The following is a 24,365-nucleotide window of genomic DNA, read 5'->3' as shown; positions in this document are numbered from 1 at the left end:
TTTTGATTTTGAGTATCGTTCATAGGATATTAAAGCCCCGAACATTAAAGACATATCTGTATTGATGCAGTTCGAGGAAACAGGAGAATAACCTACAATCATCACCTACATAGATACGGCAAAGAGCCTAGAAATTTATCTAGGCTTATTTGTTGAATATCATATTCATTAAAGATTGCTATTTAGAGCTGAATTATAGCTTTAAAATAGCGATTGTTGATATTTTAAAATCTACATTTTATGATAAAACAGGATCTAACAAGACAACACCAGCTATCCCCTTTAAAAGAGAATCGGGCGCTCTATCTAAAAATTCCTTATAATTTTTGCTCGTTGGAAGAAGAATTACTGCTTTAGAAAGATCAAAAGTAAAATCACCCTTTACTCTCCATTCTCTTTCATGAGTCCAATCGGTTATTTTACTTTTATCTGTCAAGTCAAAATCAACAATTCTCCACCATTCTTCTTCTGGTAGATATTCCTTTGCTAGAGATGATTCATCGTAAATAACTGGTCGCCCACCTTTTTGGTAAACATAATGCTTAGGAAATGCCAAACCAATAGGTTTATACCTAATCTTTGACCAACTGTTGAGTTTTCTAATTTGCTGTTCATGGAAACAATTCTGAGAGAGGCTATATGGAGGGACATCTTGAAAGCAAACTGCCTTATTTTTACCTATGATGTAACCAGAGTTTTTGCTGCCAATCAAAGTTTTCTCTTGCAAAATTTTCAACAATACATCTTTGCCATCAAGAAAATCATTGGATTTAGTTAAATGAAATAAATAACTACTCATGTCTGTCCTGCTTCTTATTCTATTCAACCATTCTTTAGAGGTATAGGCCATTGATAATTCTCCTTACATTTTGATCTAACTTTCATTTTATTCCAATCCCATCATTTCTTCTAAATAATGTTCATAGTCAGCTTCTTTTTGCAATTCAGCCAGTATGTCACCATGATCATCAATTTCCACCTCAAATCTTGCATTATCAATATGTTCATTAAGTTTATTGATATATTTAGAGAAAAATTCTAAGCTTAACTCATAAACTAATTGCAATTTGATTAACAATCTTAACATTTCCTCATCAGAAATTTCGATTTCATAATGCATAAATTGATTTCTCATTTTATTGAGATAAATCAATGAATTATCGTACTCATCACTTATTTCGAATTCATTTTTTTTGCACTTTTCAATTGCCTCCATCAATGAAACTGTCTTTAAATTTGGATTTACTTGAAAAACATTATCCCTTTCCGTTCTAATCTGCTCCTCTTTTGCAATGTTGTACTTTTTTATATTAGAGAAAATCAGTTCTTCTCCCTTATTTTTCAAGACAAGCTTAAATAAAATTTCAATTCCGTGATTAAGGAAGAACACAATATCTTTAAGATAATGATCTAGCCCCTCCTCTAATTCGTTCAACTTTTGCATTTTATCATATGCAGATTTAAGAGAATCAGTCCCGTTTTGTAGTAGATTCATTTTTATCATAAGTTCACCTCTCCAAGATAAAACATGCCTTTAACTTACCAGCTACCAGAATACTTATTCACCGTTATAGGATAATGATAAATTTCAATTACCTCATCGATAAACCCTCTCCGTTGAGCTGCCAACAAAGTCTCATACATATTCTTGCGTCCCACTGGGTTGTCTGTATGTAAATAAATCTTATCAGCCCTCAATCCATGCTCACAGAAGTACTTCACCAAGTCATATCCATTAGGTAGCTCTTTGCCATCAACATCTTCGCCTAGATCATGGTCTAACGTAAGAAATTCTGGTTTCAAGGATATGTATTGCTTCATAGTATGTGCGAGCGACCACAAAGCCATCTGGACAGTCTCTGAGGTCGTCTACGTAGAGATTAATCTTATTTGTCATGGTCGCACACCTTTCATTTAAAACACATCTTTTATTCTATTACTTAAATTTGTTTGATCTACGGTATGAATCTAATGAAAAATCCTTAAATGTTTCATATTCACTTCTAATTTCATCATCAATGTATTGCTCGCCTATCTTCCATGCATTTAACTCCATTTGTTCTTCATGGCCTTTGTTATAAAAAAGAAAACTATTTCTCTTATAATCAATTAAGTGTCCAGTTTCGTGTGCAATTAGAATCTTTATTAAATTGGCTATTGTCGACACGCCAGCCTGATCAAAAAAGCGCGGGTTGTTAAATACATCTTTTATCTCATTGGGATCATAAATAATTATCTCAGGAGCGTCTGCTACCATTTGAAATCCCTTCTCCAGCTTTTCTTCTTTTACCGCTAGATTCAACTCAAACTTCGTATTAATAGTTCCGACCTGTCTACGCACCAATTTTCGGATTTCTCCCACATGAGTTGTCTTCAATACATCCTATCCTCCCATTTTATTTCGTTTGTTATTCCACATATCCCCTATTAACTCAGAAGGAAAATTAAAAACGGTTCTTTGGCAACTTCACTTCCCCTTTTTCACTATTCCAACCAAGAGTGAAAACAGTTTCTTGGTGGCGTTCTACGGGATGTCCGTAGTCAGTCGTATGGATATTAAGCAAAATCCAACCTTCCCCAATATATTTATTAGCAACTTCGACAGATTGTGTCTGATATAAGGAAGCGATTTTTTCCAAACCTCTATTATCTTTTTCCACTTCTACCACTCCATTTCAAATTAAAATAATAAAACAGTCAATTGATTAGTTTTACAACCCAAATCTCATGTCGATCCTTTAATGTATCTCTTTCTTCTTGATAAATTTCTCTAAGAAAATCCAATCTTTGATGACCTTCAAGCAAATGATAGGGGGTTCCCCAAGAAAGAAATTTATTATTTTCTAGAACAATAATGGGTTTGGGCCATGTACGATTTTTAAGCATAAATCTGATCAGCCAGTTTTCTTCCTTATATACATTATGCCCCATTCCACCAAGTTCATCGAATTCAAATGTATTGATTTTAGAATAGACCTTATCAGTATCCCATATTTCCCTTTCAAATTTCATTTTTTCAATTCCAAGGCTGATATAACGAGCATCAATATATTCGTAATGTCGATAAATCCATTGTTCGATTACATCAGTAGGAATATCTAAACCCAAATCGGAAACTCTCTTTATATAATTCTCCAAACTCTCTACTCTTTCCCCAAATGTATCATATGAATGAGAACCGGGATTAAGTGCATTCCATAAATTTTTATCATTCATACGAATGCCCCTTTTTAGTAATACATGCGTTTTTGGTGAAATAGTTATTTCAATTGATCTCATACCTTAAAAAGAGCTTACTAAAAAAATCAAGCACCATTTTATCTACACTGTTTTCATTTATAAATTCAAATCCTCCGAATCTGAAAACTTCATACCCTAAAAGTCTAAGATCTCTATCAGCTTTCATCATCTCAGCATATTTCTTAGGGTTTGGTTTATTATCTTCAGAAGAATAGTGTTGTTTACCATCAATCTCGATTACAATTCGAACGTTATTTGGTAATAGCAATAAAAAGTCCATTCGTTGTCTCACTAAGCGTGTTTCATTCGGTACTATTTTAGTAACATAGGGGTCATAATGAAGATATACTTGAGGTATCAAAGCAGGTAAACTATTACCCATTCTTTCTCTAAAGTGCTTGAAATAAAATTTAAAAAAGTTTCTTTCTGGCCCTTTATCTAATGACCTAATCAAACGCTTGTACATCGCTCGTTCAACATTTATTCCTTCCTCCTCAGATTGCCTATCTCCCCACCAAGTTACTAATTCTCTCCACAATAATCCTTCCAATATTGGCAGATCATATACTAGACAAAACTCTTGATTTTTGACTATAGCTATCTCATTATTAATCGAATCGCTTATAACAATTTCAGGTTTAGGGCCATCTGCAGCGAATATAAGATTTTTGAATTCTCCTTTAACACCTTTAGTAGTTTTTATAATGGTGTATAATGGATAACCTGATATCTGTGAGGTCACTTGCATTTTGTATCCATCTTTAACTAAATGATAATTCAATTTTTCAATAAATTGAGGATCAACCTCGCTTCTGACACGCGGATGGACAATTTGTTCTGTGAAACGAATAAATTTTTCATCTGTAATATTATAAATCTCAAGAACATCTTCAAATAATTCCTGAAATGACCAATCATCATTTGCGATCATGTGCTGAGTTATGTCCCCAGTTGCATTAAAAAACCTCGAATCTGTTGAAGGCATGGAATCTAAATCCCATGTTCTCTTCAGAAAGTCAATTAAATTCATATCACCTTCAATGTACCCTAGCGACAATATTTCTTTCATAATGTTTTTTCTTGTTATCTGTGTGATATTAAATATTCCCCTTGGAGAGATCGTATTCAGCATTCTATTTAAATCAACAGAATTATAATCTTTTGCCACTCTCTTGGCTAAATCAATTAGAAATAATTGATCTTTACCTCTTAGTCTACGTTCTACATATTTAGACTTACCCGCAAAGGCCTCGCTTTCTTCACCATAGTCTAAGCCGTAACTAGAACAGATGTCTGGTATATCGTATGATTTCACCTCAGATGCTAGAAAAGATGCTATATGTTGAACTAACTCTATATGATTCATTTTTCACCTCGAAATCTGAATAATGATGAAATAAATCTTTAATAATAGGAACAATATACCATATATCAGCACACGTTCGAGTATAATTTTTTTGATTCCGTACACTTTACAATGATATACTCTTTAGACGCTCTCACGTTCGTTCTAAGGCTGTTATTATATTATGAATATGGAAGTTCTCAAAACTCCCGTAACTCTCACCTGTGTTGGCTTAACACTCTCGTTTGAGCTTATCTCACTTACTATGTTATCCTGATGATATTCGTAATCTTTTAAGCTCATTTCACAATTCACAGTTGCAGTTTTTTCTCTAGAATAAACTTTCCAAATCCATTGTTACGAAGAATGCTGTAGCGTACAATTATTTTGTCCATGTGTGTATAACTCCTTTAATTAGATTTGTTATGAAACAGTTTTACAAACGTGATAACGTATCCCATTAGAAGGATATTATGCAGCATTATCACGTATGTAAAACAACTCTCACAACTACGTGATAATGTATATCATAAGAATTTTGATCAGACGTGCCTCCCCCGCATTTTCCTCAGGAAGCAGCACCGAATGGAACCCTTCCCGCTTTGCCAGATCCACCATGGACAGCACCCTGTTCACAGGACGAATGCTACCATCCAGCGCCAGCTCGCCAATAAACAACGTCCTTTCCCCCACTGGTTACAGCATCCTGTATGCAGTGTCCTATCATGTCCTCACATACTTTTGCTTATTTGAGTAGTTATTCCTCTATTAAGACAAGTTCATCGTATTTGGCGGCAATATTGTTAAAATTCACTTTCTACTTCCCCACTCTTGTTAAATTTTAAGTGTATTCAGTGGACTATGCAGTTGAGCTTTTCCTCTCACCTCATCATCGGTGAAGTCGAGGTATGCTTTTTGCGTAGTCTCCACAGAAGCATGACCTAAGATACGACTCAAAGTAAACCAATCACCACCTGCCAAAATATAGTACTTCGCATAATTATTTCTTAACTGATGAGGATGTACATTTAACCCGATAGCCTTACCAGCTTGTCTTAGCGCATATTCATAGTTTCGTACATCCAACTGCGTACCCTTGGTTGTGGGAAATAACCATTGCGACTCTTTATAGCGATCACGATGTTTCAGCCAATTTTTCAGCTCCATACTCAATTTTGATGAAAAGTAAACGAATCTTTGCTGCTTATTTTTGGGTTTGACTATAAGGATTGCTCGTTTATTAAAGTCAATGTGTTTCGGTTCCAGATTTACACATTCATTAATTCGCATTCCAGTATCGAGTAGCAGACGGAAGATCATCCAATTGCGATAGCCATGGAACTTTGTAGTATCGAATTGTCGTAAAATTAAAACAATCTCCGATTCACTTAATGTGTGCTTTTGCTTTCTCTCAACTTTTGGAAGTGCTATTTGTCCAACTGGATTTTTTTGTATCTCCCTCTCAATAGTATGAAACCAATTAAAAAACACTTTGATATTCCGAACGTAATTTGCAATTGTCGTTGCTGATACAGGCTTATTATAATCACCTCTTAACTCAGGATGATTTGAGTTTCTTGATTCCTCTCTCGAAACAACCGAGTATTTCCCCCTATCTTGCACATACTTTACGTACATTCGGATATGTCCGCTTCCCACCTCTTTAAAATCTGTAGTCTGATGTTCTCGTTCCAGATACACTGCAAATAATTTTAGTGTTTGCTCGTAGCTGGCTAATGTTCTTTTTGCAAGATTACGGCTTGTACAATACAACATAAAATTTTCAATTTGGAATGTAATCTTCGAAAACATAAAAAATCCACCTCCTGATTTGCCAAATTACTTGACCAATCAATTGATGGATTCATACATATACTCGTAAATATATTATTGGTTTTCACTGCCAAACCTTCACAGCAAAATGAAGAATTGGTTGGTTTCACCTTCAGGCTCAAGCCTTACCACGCTTACGTTCAGGACACCTTATTCTCAATCCGCAGCTTATCTGCCACCATCGCAATAAACTCTGAGTTGGTTGGCTTGGATTTGGAGATATTAATGGTGTAGCCGAACAGGTGGGAGATGCTGTCGATATTGCCACGTGTCCATGCTACCTCGATAGCATGACGAATGGCGCGTTCCACGCGGGATGCCGTCGTTTTGAATTTTTCGGCGATTGCCGGATATAATGTTTTGGTGATCGCACCTAAAATTTCGATATTATTGTACACCATCGTAATGGCTTCGCGTAAATATTGATAGCCCTTAATATGAGCGGGTACACCGATTTCGTGAATGATGGCCGTAATACTCGCGTCCAGATTCTTGGTCTTGCCCATCGGCACGACATTGGAACGCATGGATGAAACGGTCACTGGACTGTTGCTGACTAGCTGTGGCCCCACCAATTGGCGAACACGGCTGGCAAGCACTTCCATGTCAAACGGCTTTAAAATATAATAAGATGCCCCGAGCTGTACGGCTCTCTGTGTAATATTTTCTTGACCGAATGCAGTCAGCATAATGATTTTTGGCTGTGGAGTCAGGTTCATTTCTCTTAAACGCTCCAATACACCGAGACCATCCAGATGAGGCATAATAATATCTAAAATAAGTACATCAGGTATGTTGCGGGATTCTGCGATGCGTTGAAGCACTTCTTCACCGTTATAGGCGATTCCTGTAACTTCCATATCCTCCTGATCGGAAATATATTCAGCAAGCAAATTCGTAAACTCCCGGTTGTCATCAGCCAACAATACCTCAATTTTTTGCAATGTACTTCCTCCTTATTGAGTGTTAATCCGTTGGGATTTCTGTTTACAGTATACAAATATTTCTTGTCGGAGTATATGATTTCGACATCGAATTATGAATTCCTTCTGTCGAAAATTATTTTTATTTATTTTTTTTATTGTTTCCATTATAATTAAATTTTTATCTTGCTTTTATGAGTTAATCCCCAGTTTTTCGACAAAAAAATCTTAGGGCCACTAGCTCGCCTTAAGATTAGTTGTCATGCTCACATTATTTTGCATGATTCCTGCATCACGCAGCATCCATTCGATAAAGCAACCGTAGCCTGATTTCGGATCGTTTACAAATACATGTGTCACTGCCCCGATAAGCTTGCCATTTTGAATAATTGGACTACCGCTCATGCCTTGTACAATCCCTCCAGTCTTCTCCAGCAGTTTTGGATCTATAATACGGATCACAAGTCCTTTGGTTGCCGGTTTGTCCTGTTGAGAAATGTGCACAATCTCTGCTTTAAACCGTTGAATCTGCTGACCTTCGAGTACGGTCAATATTTCTGCGGGTCCTTCCTTTACTTCATTGGCAAGAGCCACTGGAATGGGCTTTGAATATAAGCCATATTGCGGCTCATCGGACATTTTCCCAAAAATTCCGAAGTTTGTATTACGTTCAATGTTACCTAATATCCGATGATCTTTCAGAAAATGAGCGCGCTTTTCTCCAGGCTCCCCACTTTGACTTTTTGCAATTGACGTCACATTGGACTGCACAATCTCTCCGCTCCCTACGACAATAGGGGTTTGAGTATTCATGTCCGTAATTACATGCCCTAAGGCCCCGTAAACACCCTGATCTGGAGCGTAAAACGTTAAAGTACCTACACCCGCAGCCGAGTCTCTAATGTACAATCCTAGCCGCCACGCTTTATCGTCTGAATCATAAGCTGGTGTTAGCTTGGTGGAAATCGTCTGCTCCCCTCGACAAAGCGTGATGTCAAGCGGCTTTTTGTTCTTACCTGCTTCATCTACCGCCTCTGCAACCTTCGCCAAGCTATTCAGCGGCTTGCCGTTCATATGCGTAATCCGGTCCCCCAAACGAATTCCTGCTGTCTCTCCAGGCGACACCTTGCGATCATTACTTTCCTGGATGACATGGTGACCGACGACAAGCACTCCTGAGGATTTTACCTTGACCCCAATCGTCTGTCCTCCCGGATATACTTTTAAATCGGGAATCACGCTCTCTTGAGCTGTCCTCGTGCTTTTGGAGCCGAACCAATCCAAAGAAGCTTGTGAAGGCAGCGCTGCATGCACATACTTAGCGTTACCAAAAGAACACATAAGAAAAACAAGCAAAAGACCGAGCAATTTGATCCTGGAGTAAAAATTCAATGGCTGTCACGCTCCCTTTGCTTCTTTCGCTTGACGAGTAAAGGTGGTCGCCAATTGCGTACCTATAAGGTAACCTTGCCCCCAGGCTTTTATAACTGTTAATCATTACGCCAGCCGCTCTTTTCAGGCTTTCTTTCCTTCCGCCAAATTCAACATTTCCTGTGCGTGATGCAATGTTTTTTCGGTAATTTCTACGCCGCCCAGCATACGTGCCAATTCCTTGACACGCCCTTCTTCAGTTAATCCCTCAATTTGTGTCATGGTCCGTCCATCATGAACGTTTTTCTCAATTAAATACTGGTGATCCGCCATACATGCCACCTGCGGTAAATGAGTAATGGAAAACACTTGACAGACAGAGGACAATCGATACAGCTTCTCGGCAATGGACTGAGCTGCACGACCACTCACTCCGGTATCCACCTCATCAAAAATGAGTACCGGAATTTGATCATGACGAGCAAAAATGCTCTTCATTGCCAACATAATACGTGACAATTCACCGCCTGAAGCGATTTTGCCTAGTGGACGAAGTGGCTCTCCAGGATTGGGAGAAATAAGGAATTCCGCATTATCAATCCCCTGCTTGGTAGGTCTTACACGAAGTCCTTTATATTCATATCCTCGTGGATCTTCAATTGCATCAATACGAACCTTGAGTGACGTTCTTTCCATTTGAAGGTCTTTTAATTCTTGCTCCACTTGCTCTGCAAGCTCCTCCGCGCAAATTTCACGCGCTTCCGTAAGCTCTTCCGCAATTTCCAACAAATTCGTAAGCAACTGATCCCGCTTTGCAATCAATTGCTCCAGTCGTTCATCCTTATTTTCCAGCAGGTCGGTTTCCTGCTCAATACGGCTATAGTATTCCAAAATCTGCTCGATACTATCACCATATTTTCGTTGTAGCCCGGTAATTTGATTCAAACGTTGTTCTACTTCGTGCAGCTTCCCCGGATTAAATTCAATATCCTCACGATACGAACGTAATTGAAATGCCGCATCCTCCAACTGGTAAAAAGCTGATTGAATCTGCTCGGCAATAGGCTGAAGACTTTTGCTGTCGTAGTTTTGGACATCATTTAGTCTGGACAGTACATCATTGATCACGTCCAGTCCACCTCTGCCATTTAGCAATTCGTAGGCTCCTGATATCCCATCCATCATTTTCTCACTATGGGATAGCTTGACCCGTTCTTCTGCCAATAATTCATCTTCCCCCAATTTCAGCTCCGCTGCAGCGATCTCTTCCAGTTGAAATCGATACATATCCAATAGCTGATAAGCCTTTTGGCTGGAGCTTTGCAATTCCCGTACTTCTTTTTCAGCTTTGACAAAAGCATTGTAGTGCTCTCGATACAACGCTTTGACCGGACCAATGACCGAATCCCCAAACGTATCCAAGAGCGCCAAGTGACGATCTGCACGCAGCAAACTTTGATGCTCATGCTGTCCGTGGATATTGACCAACTGCTCGCCTACCTCACGCAACATCGTTAAATTAACCATTTGCCCATTAATTCGTGAAGAGCTTTTCCCTTGCACTGTGAGTTCGCGACGAATCAGCAAATGCTCCTCCGCATTGGCTTTAATACCTTGTTGCTCCAGCGTACTCCACACTGGATGTTTGGCCGGCAGTTCAAACAAGGCTTCCATCTCTGCTTTATCACACCCGTAACGCACAAGATCAGCAGAGCCTCTACCCCCTGCAATTAGACCTAACGCATCGATAATGATGGATTTACCAGCACCTGTTTCTCCACTCAAAACGTGAAAGCCTTTAAAAAAATGAACATCAACAGCCTCTACAACTGCCAAATTTCGTATAGACAAAGTGACCAGCATCGTTCTTTCACCTCAAGATGTACAAATTAAAATGCTTGATCTGCAATTAGGAAATGAAGCCCATAAGACGATTCACGATGGCTTCGCTGTTCTCTTCCGACCGGCAAATAATCAGAATGGTGTCATCCCCGCTAATCGTACCCATAACCTCAGGCCATTCAATGTTGTCCAGTAAAGCAGCAATGGAGTTGGCTGTTCCCGGCAGACATTTCATCACAATCAGATTTGTTGTATGATCAATATGCAAAAAATTGTCAACCAACGTTCGTTTCAGCTTTTGCACCGGATTATACCGCTGGTCTGAAGGCATCGAATATTTATATCTGCCATCATCCATTGGAACCTTAATGAGCAGCAGCTCCTTAATATCCCGTGATACAGTTGCCTGAGTCACCTGAAAACCAGCCTTGCGCAATGCTTCAACCAGTTCATCCTGTGTTTCAATCTCCTGTTGTGAAATAATTTCCCTGATTTTAATATGTCGTTGACCCTTCATATAATCCTCCTGTGGATTAATCTTCATATTCCTCTTCTTCGAGGTCTTCCATTAATGTAATAAAGCGAATACTTTGCTCGTCCGTATCGACGTACAATACACCCGCGCATCCCGGATAGAGCAGCAAATACGGCAAGAGCCTGTCCCGCAACTCAGGACCGCTCCACTGAATTGGTTTCTTCCGGCGTGATGTTGTAACCATATATGTCGAACCGTTTCGTACAGCTACGTAGTCTATAAACAAACGACTATACACGGTATTTCCATTCACTTTAAAAGCAAGCGGTATTTTCATTTTTCCGCCCACCACCTCATAGCCCGCGTTTTCAAGCAGGTCCACGGCAGGCCCTTCGTCCAGATCCTCGTTAATCGGTATCGTCTTCAATACAAGTGGTTCCGGCTCCTCTAACCATGCACGCAGGCTGTATAAAGCCCATATTGCTAATATCACCCCGATCACAACAATGATAACCGTATCATATCGTGTGTCCATGAACCGATCACCTCATGGACATATTCTAGGACAAGACGTAAAATTCCTCTATACTCCTCATTATAGGCGAACGTGAGTTCGATAATCAATCCCCCACACCAAAAAGGGATTCCCTTAAGTTCACCGAACTCATGAGAACCCCTGAATGTTACTTGCGCGACGGACCATTGTTAAAAGTCTGACCTGCTTCCTGAACGGTACGCTCAATCAATGAACTGAAATCGTCGTTCTCCAGTGGCAATTTTGCAACCATCGCCTCGTCCAAACGCCAATGCGCCAAAAATTCAATATTGCCCTCTCCACCTGTAATCGGAGAATAAGCCAAGTCTTGCAGCGAGAAACCAAGCTCTTGCGCAAACATCAGGATGGTCTGCAACACTTCTTTATGCGTAGCAGGATCACGGACTACACCGGATTTTCCGACCTTTTCACGGCCAGCTTCAAATTGCGGCTTGATCAAAGCTACAATATCGGCAGGCTGTTTCAGCAATGCAAGCAGCGGAGGCAAAATAATGCGTAACGAAATAAAAGAAACGTCAATACTTGCGAAATTTGGAACAGGACCGTTCAAATCCGCAGGTGTCACATACCTAAAATTTGTTTTCTCCATGACACATACCCGCGCATCATTACGAAGCGACCAGTCCAGCTGATTATAGCCCACGTCAATCGCATATACGTATTCCGCTCCATGCTGAAGCGCACAATCCGTAAAACCACCGGTGGATGAGCCGATATCCAGCATGGTCCTGCCGTTCATATCGAGCGCAAATTCGCGAATAGCCTTTTCCAGCTTCAATCCTCCACGACCTACATACGGATGCACCGATCCCTTAACTTTAAGCTCACTATCGCGCGGCACCTTCATACCCGCCTTCTCAATCCGCTCGCTGTCCGCCAGCACTAGACCTGCCATGATAGCGGCCTTGGCTTTTTCACGGCTTTCAAAAAAGCCTTGTTCTACAAGCAATACATCAATGCGTTCCTTCGGAACAGACATGTTAATCTCCCTTTAGGCAGCCAAGCTGCATTTGTCATACTTTTTTTATAATTATTATCATCTTAGCACCGGGTTCCCTTATACCGATTGTCCGATGCCATAAGCTGGCTCAGCGGCCCATTGACGAAGCTTGAGGCATACGGCTTCAACGGTGAGACCCACTTCAGCACGCTGCTCTTTAATGGAGCCATGCTCCACAAACCTATCGGGAATCCCCATTAGACGCACCTGTGCATTTAGAATTTCTTCATTCGCGTAAAATTCCAGTACGGCGCTACCCAAACTTCCCGCTTCAGAAGCTTCTTCCAAAACGATCAGCTTCGTATGCTGGCGGGCCAGCTCACGCAGCATTTCCTCGTCCACTGGCTTGAGAAAACGGGCATTGACGACACTCACCTGCAGGCCTTCACGTTTCATCGCCTCCGCAGCCTCCGCCGCCACCTGCAGCATCGGGCCTGAAGCAATTACAGCGTAGCCCTCACCTTTGCGCAGAAGCTCCCAACTGCCAATCGGTATGGCTTTCAGTTCCGAATCCAATGGCACACCCACCACATTAACACGCGGATAGCGATAAGCAATTGGGCCATCATCGTAGTCCAGCGCTGTTTTCATCATATGGCGCAGCTCATTTTCATCCTTAGGCATCATAAGCACAAGATTAGGGATATGACGTAAAAATGCTACATCGAACACGCCATGATGCGTTTCCCCGTCTGCCCCGACAAAACCGGCACGATCAATCGCAAACATCACATTCGCATTATGACGGCAAATATCATGTACAATCTGATCATAAGCACGCTGCATAAAGGTGGAATATACCGCAAATATCGGCTTCAGTCCCTCCATCGCCAATGCGGCACACATGGTAGCTGCATGCTGCTCGGCAATGCCGACGTCAATCATCCGTGTAGAGAACTCCTCGCTGAACGGCACCAGTCCAGAACCACCAGGCATAGCAGGCGTAACCGCTATAATGCGTTCGTCCTGTTCAGCCAGTTCAATCAGCGTCCGTCCGAAAATTTCCGTGTACATAGGATTGCCCACAGCCTTGAGCACCTGACCGGATTCAATTTTGTACGGACTGATTCCGTGCCACTTGTGTGAATCTGCCTCCGCAGGCTTGTAGCCCTTGCCCTTAGTGGTTACGACATGCACCAACACAGGACCCGTGACGTTATCAGCCTGCTGGAAGGTTTCGATCAGCTTCGGCAAATCATGTCCGTCGACCGGACCGAGATACGTAAGTCCCAGTTCCTCGAACAGCACGCCTGGAACCATCATATATTTAAAACTGTCCTTGACACGGCCAGCCGATTTGGCAAGTTTACCGCCAATAGCGGGTATTTTTTTCAACAAAACTTCGAGCTCATCTTTGGCCCGCAAATAGTGACGATCCGAGCGGATTTTGCTCAAGTAATTATGCATGGCCCCAACATTCGGCGCTATCGACATTTCGTTGTCATTCAGAATGACCATCAAATTTTTACGTTCATGACCGATATGATTCAACGCTTCGAAGGCCATGCCTCCGGTCAACGCTCCATCCCCGATCACCGCAATAACTTTATTGTCCTCGCCCTTCAAATCCCGTGCCAATGCCATTCCCATCGCCGCAGACAGAGACGTGCTGCTATGACCGGCTTCCCAGACATCATGCTCGCTCTCGCTTCTCTTGACAAATCCACAAAGTCCATCACGCTGACGAAGAGTATCAAACCGATCCATTCGCCCTGTCAATATTTTGTGCACGTAGGCCTGATGTCCAACGTCATATATCATCTTGTCCTTCGGACTGTTATAGCAGTAATGCAGGGCGATTGTGAGCTCAACCACTCCCAGATTCGATGCCAGATGCCCCCCAGTCACGGACAGCTTCTCAATCAAAAAGCTCCTGATTTCCTCGGCTAGAGAAGCCAACTGCTCAACCGACAGTGATTTCAGATCGCCTGGTTGCTTTATGTGTGGAAGCAGCACGCATATCTCCCCGCTTTCCTTCAAGTTTGTGTGTAAAGTTAACAAATATTATATCACACTTTGTGCCCTTGCCTAAACGCAGACAAGTCAAAGCTGCTTTAACCGCACTAATGATCACGCTTCATCAGGTAATCCGCAATCTCCAGCAAACGCGACGAATCCGGGATACCGCCTTCTATTAACGCTTTTTTGGCAGTTGCCGTGAGCTTCTCTACTTGCTGCTGAGACGCCTCCATACCGATAAAAAACGGATAAGTCACCTTCTCCTGTTCAACATCGCTTTGTGTTTTTTTACCCATTTTGCTCTCATCGCCTATGAGGTCCAGTATATCGTCCTGAATTTGAAAAGCCAAACCCAGATCGCGTCCAAATTGGCGAAGCGCTTCTAATTGATTCTTGTTCGCTCCTCCGATCCGTCCACCTGCCAAGAGGGAGAAAATGATCAAATCAGCGGTTTTATGGAGATGGATATATTCCAGCTCCTCGATGCCTGTCAATCCCTGCTCGCCAGACATATCCGCGACCTGACCACCTACCATGCCCCGTGCTCCGCTCATTTCGGACAGCTCCTCCACGATGGACAGTAGCGCATCGGATGAAATCCCGTGACGCCGACCTGCTTGTACGACGCTGTAAAAGGCATGGGTCAGCAGCGCATCACCCGCAAGGATAGCAACCGCTTCGCCGTATACCTTATGATTCGTCAGTTTGCCCCGGCGGTAATCATCATCATCCATAGCTGGCAAGTCGTCGTGAATGAGGGAATACGTATGTACCATTTCTACTGCACATGCCACCGGCAACGCAGCCTCCCTGCTTCCGCCAAATGCTTCGGCAGCCGCGATCACAAGCAGAGGCCGCAGACGTTTTCCGCCTGCGGTGAGTGAATAATTCATAGATTCTCGAAGAACTGCGGGAATGTTCCAATGGGCCGGGAACTGCTCGGTTAACGCAGACGAAACCGCGTCTGCCGTCCCGTTCAAATACTCCTTGAATGATGGTCTATTCAACCCCTTCACCACCGTTTTCATCCAATCCGCCGCCGAAAGGCTTCTTGCGCAAATCTCCATCCTCTTCCACGATCATTTCAATTTTACGTTCGACCTGTTCCAGCTTCTGACTGCAAAGCTGAGACAGCTTCATGCCACGCTGAAACAGATCAATGGCTTGCTCCAGAGGAACGTCACCGTGCTCCAGTTGCCCGACAATTTCCTCAAGAGCAGCCATCGCCGCTTCAAAATTCAGTTCCGTTTCATTCGCCACCGTGCTTCGCGTCCTCCTTCATTCCCCATACTTGGCAGTCCAACTGCCCGTCACTCACTTTAATCTTGATGGAATCTCCCGGCTGTACGTCTTTGAGCGACTTGATCAGCCGTTTTTCCTGCTCATCATACACCAGGCTGTAGCCTCGGGCCATGACCTTGAGTGGGCTCAGCGCATCCAGTTGGCGAATGCCCGCGTGCAGCTGCTGCCGTCCCGATTTCGTAATCGCATGTATAGCTGACTCTAGCTGACGTTGCGCCATATCCGTCTGCTTGCGCGCCGAGCGAATTTGTTCACGCGGGTTAAAACGCTCCAGTACCTGACGCATACGCGCGTTTTTTTCCGCGTTTAAGCGCGCACGGTTGCCCGCTGCACGGATCAGCCGCTGATGCAGCATGTCCATTCGCTCCGCATGCTGCAGCATGTAGCGGCGCGGATGCAGCAGCACCGGCGAACGCTGCAGTCGGGCTAAGCGATCACGGCTGGTTTCCAGCCGCTGCCTCAGAGCGTTGCGCAACCGCTGCTCTCGCTGGAGCAGCTGATCCCGCAGCTCTCCCTGATGAGGCACAGCCAGTTCGGCCGCTGCGGTCGGCGTAGCGGCACGCAAATCGGCCACGAAATCGGCAATGGTAAAATCCGTTTCATGTCCGACCGCCGAAATAACCGGGATGACCGATGCATAGATGGCGCGCGCAACGGCCTCCTCGTTAAATGCCCACAGCTCTTCCAGCGAGCCGCCGCCCCGCCCGACGATCATCACCTGCACCTCCTGCATGCGATTCATGGCTTCAATCGCCTTGACGATGGAGGGCGCAGCCCCTTTGCCTTGTACAAGCACAGGATATAGGACAATTCCCGCCTGTGGGTATCGCCGTTGAAGCGTCGTGATAATATCCCGTACAGCCGCCCCGGTCGGCGATGTAATCACACCGATCGTTGCCGGGTGAGCCGGCAAATTACGCTTGCGAGCAGGTTCAAATAACCCTTCGGCATCCAGCTTTTGTTTGAGCTGCTCGTAAGCAAGATAAAGGCTTCCGATGCCATCAGGCTGCATTTGGGTCGCATAAAATTGATATTGTCCATCCCGTTCGTACACGGATACGTTTCCCCGGGCAATAACACGCGTACCTTCCTTAGGCACGAAAGGGAGCCGCTTATTATGGGTCGCAAACATAATCGATCGTATGCGGCTCCCCTCATCCTTGAGCGTAAAATACATGTGACCACTCGAATGATGCGTAAAGTTAGAAATTTCCCCGCGTATCCATACGTCGGACAGCACCTGATCCGATTCGAGCTTCATCCGGATATAACGATTCAGGTCCTTTATTGAGTAAATACGCTGTTCAGCCACAGGCAGTCGTCCTTATGCCAAACCGTGCGACCGCTTGGCCGCTACGAGCGTATTTTGCATCAGCATCGTAATCGTCATTGGGCCTACTCCGCCGGGAACAGGCGTAATCGGACCGGACACCTGCTTCACGCTCTCAAAATCAACGTCACCCGCCAGCTTTCCGTTCTCCAGACGATTCATTCCAACATCGATCACTACTGCACCGGGCTTTACGAACGAAGCATCAATAAAATTGGCTTTGCCGATGGCAACGACCAAAATATCCGCTTGCCGGCTTAGCTCGGCGATATTCGCTGTGCGGGAATGACACATCGTTACTGTAGCATTTTCCCGCTGCAACAATAATGACACTGGCTTACCTACGATATTACTGCGACCAATAACCACCGCATGTTTACCCGCTATTTCGACCCCTGTACGCTTAATCAGCTCAATCACTCCAGCGGGAGTACAAGGCAGCAGGCTATCGTCACCGATGACCAGATTACCTACGTTTACCGGATGAAATCCATCCACATCCTTCTCCACGGCAATGGCATCAATGACCGCTTTTTCATGAATATGCTTGGGCAGCGGCAGCTGTACCAAAATTCCGTGAATATTGCTTTGGTGATTCAGCTTGTCCACCAGTTCCAGCAATGCTTCCTGCGAAGTATCCGCTGGCAGCCGATGAACCTCGGAATAATAGCCGAGATCATGACAAGCCTTTTCCTTGTTTTTAACATATACCTGCGAAGCGGGATCTTCACCTACCAGTACAACAGCCAATCCGGGTTGAAACTGGTGATCTTTCAGACGAATGACCTCTTGCTGAATGCTTGCGCGAATATCCTGAGAGATTTGTTTACCATCAATGATCGGTGCCGACATGTTTAACCACTCCCCAACCTGATTCAGTAGTTCAACTTAAAAACGTGTTTTTAACTGCTCCAGCTCTTGGATCACTCGACCCAGCACACCATTAACAAATTTGCCCGACTCTTCGGTACCAAAATGTTTGGACAATTCGATAGCTTCGTTGACTGCCACCTTGGCTGGAACATCCTCACGGAAAATCATTTCATATACGGCAAGTCTTAATATTTGACGATCCACGCGTGAAAGTCTGCTGATCTGCCAGCCTTTAAGGTAATCCACCAACAGTCCATCAATGGCTTCCTTGTGTTCCCACGTACCACGCACATGCTCCAAAACATACGATCTCAACGCTGCTGCGTTTTTAATGACAACTTCCGCTTCGTTCTCCTCAGCGGCTTCCTGAAGCAGCATGTCCACCGCTGCTGCTGCATCCACTTCATTCATTTCCATATGGTACATGCTTTGTACCGCTAATTCCCTCGCCAGACGTCTTTTCATGCCCTGCCTCCTACGCTTGCCTGTATCTATTTTTCATTTTAACCATTTTCACAAAAAAACCTGTGAACGCATCCTCCAAAACGTTGGGCGCAAAAAAGCTACAGCTCTATTTTGGAGAACACGTATCACAGGGTTCATTTAAAAGGACGCCAACGCTGCGACAGCCAATCGCTCCATTCCTTCCAAGGGAGGAGGGAACCGAGCGCTGAATCGCTACGCCTTCCTAGCGTATATCCGATGAACACCATCAATGCAAAGAACAACATATTCCAAAAGCCTGCCCACAAGTAAATGAAACCAAAAAAAATGCCAGCCGTAATCCCCGTGATCCGGCCCTTGTAACTTCCCCATATTTCTTTCCAGGGCATCAGGGAAAATCACCTCTATTCCACACGACTCTTAAAGCTTGGTGACTGAGAAACATTAGCGATGTACACCGACACATTGGACACAGGAATACCTGTAATTTCTTCCACATGATCGTGTACCCCCTTTTGTACCTCGGAGGTTAACACCGGAATGGAGCTTTCCCCGTCTACAACCGCCCGAATCGTAATATCAAGTCCCGATTCCAGCACGCGAACACGTGCCTTCAAGTCCTGCATCCCACGAAAGCGGGATGACGCTTTGAGACACAGATTTTCAATGGTATCCACCGAAATCTGAATATCGCCGTATTCCGTTCGTTGATCAATTGAATGCTGCACGGATTGGCTCCGGCGAATAGAGATATAAAAAACCCGGAGACTCAACAGCAGCAGAACCCCAGCAATGATCAAGCTGGCAATCCATACGACTCGCTCATCCTCAATACTTAAATCATACGGAATGGCCCCGCTCAGGAGGAGGATGGCGAGAATGGAAATAATTCCGATACTCAAGCTGTACAAGAACAGCAGAAGTCTGTCCATAACTTTGGCCACGAAACGCACAGCCTCCTTAAATTAGAGTAAACCCTCGACCCAAAAGGGTCGGGGGTTTGTACAAAGTATCGCTCTATTTAACCCGTCCGGCGCCCAGAACTTCCGGCTCTTCTACTTTTTCGGCACTTTTGAATTGAACATCATGAATTTGCACGTTCACTTCAACAACGTTAAGTCCTGTCATCGTTTCAATGGAACGCTTAACATTATGCTGAATAGCAGCAGCCACCTCAGGCAGACGGTTACCGTACTCAATAATGACGGAGACGTCTACAGCCGCTTCACGCTGTCCGACTTCCACTTTTACACCCTTGGACAAATTTTTGCGGCCCAGCAACTCAGCAAATCCGCCGGCAAACCCGCCACTCATTCCCGCTACGCCTGGCACCTCAACGGTAGCCAGTCCGGCAATCACTTCAATCACTTCCGGGGCAATCTGAATCTCTCCAATTTCTGTACGTTCGAATTCGGTTGGCACTGTGCTCATACCTTCAACACCTTTCGGTCAGAATAAGTTTCATTCAGCTTTGGGATCAAAGCAGACATGCTTACTTATTATCCATACTATATCATTTGACGTTCATTATGACAAACGGAGGAAATATACCGATTAAACTTCGTTTTCCTCTAAAAATTTAATATCAAAATCGCCTTTAATAAAGGTCGGATGCTCCAGCAAGCGCTGATGAAAAGAAATCGTAGTCGATATCCCCTCAATGGCAAACTCACTTAAAGCCCGCTTCATTTTGGCAATCGCCTCCTGCCGTGTCGGTGCCCACACAATCAGCTTGGCGATCATGGAGTCATAATAAGGAGAAATGCTGTAACCCGGATAAGCTGCGCTGTCTACACGTACCCCGAAGCCGCCTGGCGGCAGATAAAATCCGATTTTACCTGGTGAAGGCATAAAATTACGATCCGGGTCCTCGGCGTTAATGCGGCACTCTATCGCCCATCCATTGATGACCACTTCTTCCTGTGTAAAGGATAGCGGCTTCCCTTCTGCAACCGAAATCATTTCCTTAATCAGGTCTACACCGGTAATCATCTCCGTTACGGGATGTTCTACCTGAATACGTGTATTCATTTCCATAAAGTAAAATTGATTGTCCGGTCCAAGCAAAAATTCGAGTGTACCCGCGCCAGAGTACTGAACGGCCAAAGCTGCACGAACGGCAGCCTGTCCCATTGCTTCGCGCACATCCGGTGAAAGTACAGGACATGGCGCTTCCTCTAATAACTTCTGACGGCGGCGCTGCACAGAGCAGTCGCGTTCACCCAAATGCGCAACATTGCCGTGCTTGTCCGCTATAATCTGAATTTCCACGTGCTTCATACCGGTCAAATATTTTTCCAAATACACACCCGCATTCCCAAACGCTTTTTGCGCTTCCTGCTGGGCAGTAGTAATTTGCTGAATGAGGTTATCCTCATCCTCGGCAATACGAATACCCTTACCGCCGCCACCTGCAGTGGCCTTGATAATAACAGGATAACCGATATCGCGTGCGATGCTAATCGCATCCTGCAAATCCTCGACAAGCCCATCCGAACCCGGAATAACCGGAACTCCGGCATCCTTCATCGTCTGCTTGGCTACGGCCTTGTCCCCCATTTTGTTAATCGCCTCGGGAGAAGGACCAATAAACGTAATATTGCACGATTCGCAAATTTCAGCGAAGTCGGCGTTCTCCGCCAAAAATCCGTAACCCGGATGGATGGCATCACATTCAGTCAATGTAGCAGCACTCATCAGATTCGTAAAATTCAGGTAGCTGTCCTTGGACAGCGTCGGTCCGATACAGTAGGCCTCATCTGCGAGACGCACATGCAGCGAATCCTTATCGGCTTCCGAATAGACGGCAACCGTTGAAATATTCATTTCGCGGCAAGCGCGAATGATGCGAACCGCAATTTCTCCACGATTCGCAATCAATACTTTTTGAAATGTCATGACTTTATCCTCCCTGGGAGCAGTCTTGTTGGGCCCTCGAAAGAGGGCTCAAGCAAGCTTCTTACTCCGGTTTCACAAGGAACAATGGCTGGCCATACTCGACCAGCTGTCCGTTTTCGGCCAAAATTTCCACAATTTCGCCCTTCACTTCGGCTTCCAGCTCGTTCATCAGCTTCATCGCTTCAATGATACATACCGTTGTTTTATCGCCCACTTTGCTGCCGATACTCACATACGGAGCCGCATCCGGCGATGAAGAACTATAGAAAGTGCCTACCATCGGAGATACGATTTTATGTAGATTGCTTGCATATTCCTTGGTTTCCCCAGCATTTGCTTGTCCAGCATCGGACTGTACTTGTGGATTCGGAATAGCAGCTTGTGGTGCCGCTGTATAAGCAGGTACTGCCACAGGAGCCTGTACTGTAACGATCTCGCTTTTGCCCGGTTTGCGGATCATAAGGCGAGTTCCTTCATTTTCAATTTCAAGCTCATGTACAGACGTTTCATCCACCAGCTTGATCAATTCCTTAATCTCGCTTAATTTAAACATCTCTATTAATCACTCCTTCAGCATTTTGCCGGTTGCTGATAACATTGTTGAAACAGCTTTATGTATTATATCACAATCATTAAAAATAGAAAGAGCCCGGGATTATGCAGAAATCCGGGCTTTTTCGCGATCTTTGTCTTATTGTGTAACATACTGCACGCTGATTTTGTCCTGCGTGACATTCAGTTCTTTCATGACTTTATCGACAATGGTTACCGCTTGTTTGGCATCCAATTTCTCACTCAGAACAACTACTTTGTATTTATCAGCATCTTCCTCACGCACGACAGCATTGGCAAACTGCTGCTGAAGCTCTTCTTCAATTCCAGTAATTTTGGCCTGTTTATCTTCCAGCACATGCAATTCCTTTTGCGCCTCTGCAGCTTTCTTAGGTGTACTGTCGTTCATCGCAGTTGTTAGCTCGTCATTTTTCTTTTGATTTTCCACATCCCGTTCCAGCAAATAGTTATCAATCACCGCTGCTGCTGTAGGTTTGGCCTCTTGCTCTGTGGTCACTTGATCAAGTACTTGCTGATCGGTTTTGGCGGTTGTGTCTGTCTTAGCTGCAGTCGTATTTTGATCAGATGCAGCCGACCCAGCAGCAGGGTTAGCTGCCGTGTCCTTATCGCCTTTTGAGGTTTCTGTTCCTGTGACCGACTTCGTGGAAGAAGCTGCTGCGTCGCCATCGACTTTTCCATTCGTCACTTCCCCATTCGTCACCACTTCATTCACTTTCAGCTCGTTCAATTGCTCTACTGCCTTCGAAGTTGCTTCCTGTGCGGTTCCCTGCTTATCCTTGCTCACTTGCTCACTGTCTGCCACTGGCGGGTTTGCCGGGCTTGAGTCCTCCGTAAACAAATAATACGCAGACAGCACGACCATTAAACTCAGCATGGACACCAGCCAAACGGTTTGTCTTTTATTATTCATGTTCCGTCCTCCATATTCATTAATGGTTAATATCTTAGCTTTTTTGCGTGTGAACCCCATATTATCCCTGCTTGCGCGGTACAACTGAGATTTTGTAGGAAGGTACATTAAGCCCCTTCTGTACAGCATCAATAATGAGCTTTTTCACCGTAGGGTTTTCTGCCCCCATGGCCACAACGAGCACTCCCCTCACCTGTGGCTTTACTTTTTTGGTAACTATCGGGGTGTGCTGACCTCCTGACGATTCATAAGTGACGATCTCTCCATCGCGTGTATATTGAGTGGTATGCCGTTGGCCGCCATTAGCGTCCGTTTCGTTATTTTCTTCCTGCATATCCTTCACATTGCGCTGGACGATGACCTCTTCGGTGGAATCTACGGTAACCATGACATCAACCGTTCCCACACCTACAATCTGCTCCAGCATCTGCTTCATATTGTCCTCAAAGACCTTCTCGATCCCGGCAAAAGAGCTCTTTTCCCCCGCTGTTGTCTCTAGTGAAGGCTCATTTTTCATCACGCCAGGCGGTTCACGCCCTACGTTTTCCGGGTCCACCTTTTTCACATTGACGAATGAATTAAAAAGCATGATGGCTACACCGATCAGACCTAGAATAAGCAGCCAGCGAAACGAATTGAACCTTTTGCTTCCCTCCTCCCCTCCCCCCATCCATTTCTCCAGTTTTTTCATCCATTTGCCCATTTCTGCTCACCTCCTGTTACCATTCGTGTGTTCCGTTCTGTGCAAGAAGTACTTGAACATTTTTGCTGTCGATCCCCCATTTTTCACGCAGCACCCCCGTAATTAAACCAAAAGCTTGTGTACTCGTTGCTGTTGCATCTTTGGCACTTTTGGCAGGGTTTCGGGTATTCGCTTGCGTTCCCTCAGCTTGATCGGAAGTATTCGAAGGTGTTGGCTCTACGTGAATATGGACTGTTTTTTCAGCAACAGGCTCTACCATAATTGGCTTGGAATCCGCGCCAGGCGGGGTGTTCGTGCTTTTCTTTTCATTTTCTGGCTGCTGCTCTGCTAATTTGACTACAACGGACTGAATGCCTGTTCCAGCCTTTAATCCCGATTCCTTCTGCTCCATTTGTGCCAATGTAACTTGAACCGACTGAATGGGTAATCCGGTATACTGCTCCAACTGGGCTTTCATTTCTTTGGCTACTTCTTGGCCGGCCCATTGCATGGAGCTCTGCTCCTGCTGTTGCTTCAGCTTGTTGCCTTTTGCTAAAATCTCCTCCAATGTCGGTTCCCTCTGACCCATTTCTGCCCGACGTTGAAGATCAAATGCTCGCCCCAAAATCTCCGAGGGACTGGTGCTCAGCAGACGTACGACCGGAGAGAGCAGCGTCAGTAAAATAAGCAGGCTGAGTACGAGCTTGACATACCTTTCCATGGATCGGCTCGGTAAGATCATATCGACAAAAGAAGCCAGCAGCACAATCAGCACCAGTTCCTTAAGCCATCCTCCCAGCCAGGTCACG

The 24,365-nt window shown here is 44.4% G+C and carries 28 protein-coding genes and 1 pseudogene; all 29 read right to left on the bottom strand.

Annotated features, from left to right (window positions below):
* Positions 1-238: 238 nt before the first annotated feature.
* The 29 genes and pseudogenes from KQI_RS0105170 to spoIIIAF all read right to left on the bottom strand — a co-directional run bounded on the left by KQI_RS0105170 (position 239) and on the right by spoIIIAF (position 24,364).
* Positions 239-850 carry a DUF2971 domain-containing protein gene (locus tag KQI_RS0105170; protein WP_010345666.1) on the bottom strand — a complete coding sequence of 204 codons (612 nt, stop codon included), beginning with the start codon at positions 848-850 and terminating at the stop codon, positions 239-241.
* A 36-nt stretch (positions 851-886) separates the two neighbouring features.
* Positions 887-1,504: a BAR domain-containing protein gene (locus KQI_RS0105165; protein ID WP_010345665.1), complete on the bottom strand. Its 618-nt coding sequence runs from the start codon at positions 1,502-1,504 to the stop codon at positions 887-889.
* 35 nt (positions 1,505-1,539) lie between these two features.
* Positions 1,540-1,848 (bottom strand): cyclic-phosphate processing receiver domain-containing protein, encoded by a 309-nt coding sequence (locus KQI_RS26655; protein ID WP_010345664.1) that lies wholly within the window; start codon positions 1,846-1,848, stop codon positions 1,540-1,542.
* An 88-nt stretch (positions 1,849-1,936) separates the two neighbouring features.
* On the bottom strand, positions 1,937-2,377 hold the full coding sequence (locus tag KQI_RS0105155; protein ID WP_010345663.1) for a hypothetical protein: 441 nt from the start codon (positions 2,375-2,377) through the stop codon (positions 1,937-1,939).
* Positions 2,378-2,444: 67 nt separating this feature from the next.
* Complete coding sequence (locus KQI_RS0105150) at positions 2,445-2,660, bottom strand: hypothetical protein (RefSeq protein WP_010345661.1); 216 nt, start codon at positions 2,658-2,660, stop codon at positions 2,445-2,447.
* A 37-nt stretch (positions 2,661-2,697) separates the two neighbouring features.
* Entirely contained in the window at positions 2,698-3,216 is a 519-nt protein-coding gene (locus KQI_RS0105145) for a hypothetical protein (RefSeq protein ID WP_010345660.1), read from the bottom strand.
* Positions 3,217-3,265: 49 nt separating this feature from the next.
* On the bottom strand, positions 3,266-4,606 hold the full coding sequence (locus KQI_RS0105140) for an AbiJ-related protein (protein ID WP_010345659.1): 1,341 nt from the start codon (positions 4,604-4,606) through the stop codon (positions 3,266-3,268).
* A gap of 495 nt (positions 4,607-5,101) precedes the next feature.
* Positions 5,102-5,281, bottom strand: a pseudogene (locus KQI_RS27710) (magnesium chelatase domain-containing protein); the annotation flags it as partial.
* 138 nt (positions 5,282-5,419) lie between these two features.
* Entirely contained in the window at positions 5,420-6,397 is a 978-nt protein-coding gene (locus tag KQI_RS0105125; RefSeq protein ID WP_010345657.1) for a tyrosine-type recombinase/integrase, read from the bottom strand.
* A gap of 161 nt (positions 6,398-6,558) precedes the next feature.
* Positions 6,559-7,362, bottom strand: a complete 804-nt coding sequence (gene spo0A, locus KQI_RS0105120) for a sporulation transcription factor Spo0A (RefSeq protein ID WP_010345656.1) — start codon at positions 7,360-7,362, stop codon at positions 6,559-6,561.
* Positions 7,363-7,578: 216 nt separating this feature from the next.
* Positions 7,579-8,733, bottom strand: coding sequence for a SpoIVB peptidase (gene spoIVB / locus KQI_RS0105115; RefSeq protein ID WP_010345655.1), 1,155 nt, complete (start codon positions 8,731-8,733; stop codon positions 7,579-7,581).
* 123 nt (positions 8,734-8,856) lie between these two features.
* Positions 8,857-10,575 carry a DNA repair protein RecN gene (gene recN, locus KQI_RS0105110; RefSeq protein ID WP_010345654.1) on the bottom strand — a complete coding sequence of 573 codons (1,719 nt, stop codon included), beginning with the start codon at positions 10,573-10,575 and terminating at the stop codon, positions 8,857-8,859.
* A 46-nt stretch (positions 10,576-10,621) separates the two neighbouring features.
* Positions 10,622-11,071, bottom strand: coding sequence for a transcriptional regulator AhrC/ArgR (ahrC, locus tag KQI_RS0105105; protein ID WP_007430915.1), 450 nt, complete (start codon positions 11,069-11,071; stop codon positions 10,622-10,624).
* Positions 11,072-11,087: 16 nt separating this feature from the next.
* Positions 11,088-11,564: a hypothetical protein gene (locus KQI_RS0105100; RefSeq protein WP_010345652.1), complete on the bottom strand. Its 477-nt coding sequence runs from the start codon at positions 11,562-11,564 to the stop codon at positions 11,088-11,090.
* Between the two features lie 148 nt (positions 11,565-11,712).
* Positions 11,713-12,564, bottom strand: a complete 852-nt coding sequence (locus KQI_RS0105095; protein ID WP_010345651.1) for a TlyA family RNA methyltransferase — start codon at positions 12,562-12,564, stop codon at positions 11,713-11,715.
* Between the two features lie 78 nt (positions 12,565-12,642).
* Positions 12,643-14,541: a 1-deoxy-D-xylulose-5-phosphate synthase gene (gene dxs / locus KQI_RS0105090; RefSeq protein ID WP_010345650.1), complete on the bottom strand. Its 1,899-nt coding sequence runs from the start codon at positions 14,539-14,541 to the stop codon at positions 12,643-12,645.
* 107 nt (positions 14,542-14,648) lie between these two features.
* Complete coding sequence (locus KQI_RS0105085; protein WP_010345649.1) at positions 14,649-15,572, bottom strand: polyprenyl synthetase family protein; 924 nt, start codon at positions 15,570-15,572, stop codon at positions 14,649-14,651.
* Complete coding sequence (xseB, locus tag KQI_RS0105080) at positions 15,544-15,804, bottom strand: exodeoxyribonuclease VII small subunit (RefSeq protein ID WP_007430920.1); 261 nt, start codon at positions 15,802-15,804, stop codon at positions 15,544-15,546. The genes KQI_RS0105085 and xseB overlap by 29 nt, the downstream gene beginning before the upstream one ends.
* Positions 15,794-17,158: an exodeoxyribonuclease VII large subunit gene (xseA, locus tag KQI_RS0105075; RefSeq protein WP_010345648.1), complete on the bottom strand. Its 1,365-nt coding sequence runs from the start codon at positions 17,156-17,158 to the stop codon at positions 15,794-15,796. Before xseA ends, xseB begins: the two co-directional genes overlap by 11 nt.
* 12 nt (positions 17,159-17,170) lie before the next feature.
* Positions 17,171-18,028 carry a bifunctional methylenetetrahydrofolate dehydrogenase/methenyltetrahydrofolate cyclohydrolase FolD gene (gene folD, locus KQI_RS0105070; RefSeq protein WP_010345647.1) on the bottom strand — a complete coding sequence of 286 codons (858 nt, stop codon included), beginning with the start codon at positions 18,026-18,028 and terminating at the stop codon, positions 17,171-17,173.
* A gap of 36 nt (positions 18,029-18,064) precedes the next feature.
* Positions 18,065-18,514: a transcription antitermination factor NusB gene (gene nusB, locus KQI_RS0105065; protein WP_010345646.1), complete on the bottom strand. Its 450-nt coding sequence runs from the start codon at positions 18,512-18,514 to the stop codon at positions 18,065-18,067.
* A 134-nt stretch (positions 18,515-18,648) separates the two neighbouring features.
* Positions 18,649-18,882, bottom strand: a complete 234-nt coding sequence (locus KQI_RS0105060; RefSeq protein ID WP_007430925.1) for a DUF2273 domain-containing protein — start codon at positions 18,880-18,882, stop codon at positions 18,649-18,651.
* 15 nt (positions 18,883-18,897) lie between these two features.
* Entirely contained in the window at positions 18,898-19,437 is a 540-nt protein-coding gene (gene amaP / locus KQI_RS0105055) for an alkaline shock response membrane anchor protein AmaP (protein WP_010345645.1), read from the bottom strand.
* Between the two features lie 73 nt (positions 19,438-19,510).
* The gene (locus tag KQI_RS0105050) at positions 19,511-19,924 is read right to left on the bottom strand and encodes an Asp23/Gls24 family envelope stress response protein (protein ID WP_007430927.1); all 414 of its coding nucleotides are present in this window, start codon (positions 19,922-19,924) and stop codon (positions 19,511-19,513) included.
* A gap of 123 nt (positions 19,925-20,047) precedes the next feature.
* Entirely contained in the window at positions 20,048-21,391 is a 1,344-nt protein-coding gene (accC, locus tag KQI_RS0105045) for an acetyl-CoA carboxylase biotin carboxylase subunit (protein ID WP_010345643.1), read from the bottom strand.
* A gap of 61 nt (positions 21,392-21,452) precedes the next feature.
* On the bottom strand, positions 21,453-21,944 hold the full coding sequence (accB, locus tag KQI_RS0105040; RefSeq protein ID WP_010345642.1) for an acetyl-CoA carboxylase biotin carboxyl carrier protein: 492 nt from the start codon (positions 21,942-21,944) through the stop codon (positions 21,453-21,455).
* 138 nt (positions 21,945-22,082) lie between these two features.
* Positions 22,083-22,874, bottom strand: coding sequence for a SpoIIIAH-like family protein (locus KQI_RS0105035; RefSeq protein WP_029390032.1), 792 nt, complete (start codon positions 22,872-22,874; stop codon positions 22,083-22,085).
* Between the two features lie 61 nt (positions 22,875-22,935).
* On the bottom strand, positions 22,936-23,577 hold the full coding sequence (gene spoIIIAG, locus KQI_RS0105030) for a stage III sporulation protein AG (protein WP_010345640.1): 642 nt from the start codon (positions 23,575-23,577) through the stop codon (positions 22,936-22,938).
* 16 nt (positions 23,578-23,593) lie between these two features.
* Positions 23,594-24,364: a stage III sporulation protein AF gene (gene spoIIIAF, locus KQI_RS0105025; RefSeq protein WP_010345639.1), complete on the bottom strand. Its 771-nt coding sequence runs from the start codon at positions 24,362-24,364 to the stop codon at positions 23,594-23,596.
* Between the last annotated feature and the right edge of the window lies 1 nt (position 24,365).

Source organism: Paenibacillus peoriae KCTC 3763, from assembly GCF_000236805.1.
In the GTDB taxonomy this organism is placed as follows: domain Bacteria; phylum Bacillota; class Bacilli; order Paenibacillales; family Paenibacillaceae; genus Paenibacillus; species Paenibacillus peoriae.
The sequence above is the reverse complement of the archived record's forward strand: the minus strand, read 5'-3'. Positions and strand labels throughout refer to the sequence as shown.